3 protein-coding genes are annotated in these 1,172 nt (G+C 24.4%); 1 reads left to right on the plus strand and 2 read right to left on the minus strand.

The features are described from left to right. Positions 1-381, plus strand: a 381-nt coding sequence (locus tag BCF89_RS08840; RefSeq protein ID WP_277870067.1) for a Panacea domain-containing protein, incomplete at its 5' end; no start/stop codon positions are given. 139 nt (positions 382-520) lie between these two features. Here the strand turns inward: BCF89_RS08840 and BCF89_RS03380 are convergent. Next, positions 521-757 carry a hypothetical protein gene (locus tag BCF89_RS03380; protein WP_170108368.1) on the minus strand — a complete coding sequence of 79 codons (237 nt, stop codon included), beginning with the start codon at positions 755-757 and terminating at the stop codon, positions 521-523. 22 nt (positions 758-779) lie between these two features. Beyond that, positions 780-1,145 carry a hypothetical protein gene (locus BCF89_RS08845; RefSeq protein ID WP_111518964.1) on the minus strand — a complete coding sequence of 122 codons (366 nt, stop codon included), beginning with the start codon at positions 1,143-1,145 and terminating at the stop codon, positions 780-782. Between the last annotated feature and the right edge of the window lie 27 nt (positions 1,146-1,172).

Consider the following 1,172-nt stretch of genomic DNA (forward strand, 5'->3'; position numbering starts at 1 on the left):
TTGCAAATGTTGACTTATTATGCTGAAGCTTGGTCTTGAGCATTATTTGGAAATGGTTTACTAAATGATGCTTGATTTGAAGCATGAGTGCACAGACCTATGTCCCCACAAATCTGAAATGATTTTAAAGATTATAGATTTTGTGATATTCAAAAAGAAGAACCAAATGATTATGTTTTTGACAAAAAAACATTAGACCTTTTAGAATCAGTTTTTTATACTTATGGACATAAATCAGGTTTTGAATTAGAAGCCTTAGGTCGTTCAGAAACTCCATGAAGAAAAGCAAGAAATGGTTTATTTGAGTTTGATAAATCAAATGAACGCATAGATTCAAATGAAATGAAAAACTACTACAAAAGTAAATACATTGGGGATTAGTTTTAATATTTGCTTTAAATATGTTAATGTAAACTAAAAGTTACATTTCAATGTTATGTTTTTATATAATAAAAAAAATGAAAATTAAAATATCCACTTCTTTTTGGTCAAATGACCCTTGGTGGATATTTTTTTATATTTAATTTGCAATCGTAATATCTTTTTTATCATGATTATTAATTTCTCATTGCTTTAATTGATGCTGAACTTGATAAAAGATATACAATAACTCATCATTAATTTTTTGGATTGATTGATTAATTTTAGGATTTTCTAATATTTCTAAAGAAGTTTCTAATTTGTCTACTATATGAAAAAGATTAATAAGTTTTTTATTTGTGCTTGATAAAAACTTTTTTCTAATATTAATATCCATATTAAATATTTTCAATTCTAGACTATTTAGATAAATATTTTTCATTTAGCAATTTAGATACAAAATCATTTAAAAGGAAACTGAATTGTCCTACCAATTCCAAGAACAATTTATATAATGAAAAACTATATTCAGGTTCATTTAATAAATCACTTACAAGAAGTACTAAAGGCTGAACCATACCTATTTTGTCTTCTTCATAATATGCAATATCAGATTCACAAAAACTTTTTCTTAAATCTCAAACTACCTTGTTTACATCTTTTCTTAAATCATTTAAATAGTATTCTTGTTCATCAGACGAGATGTTTGAATACTTATTCTTCAAAATCTTTAAATTAGTTTGGATGTCTTGTAATTTTTCTTTTAATAATTTGAATCGTTTCACTCTTTAATTTATTTCCTTATCTAAAAG

Origin of the sequence: Metamycoplasma auris (genome assembly GCF_003253435.1) — a bacterium.
GTDB lineage: Bacteria > Bacillota_I > Bacilli_A > Mycoplasmatales > Metamycoplasmataceae > Metamycoplasma > Metamycoplasma auris.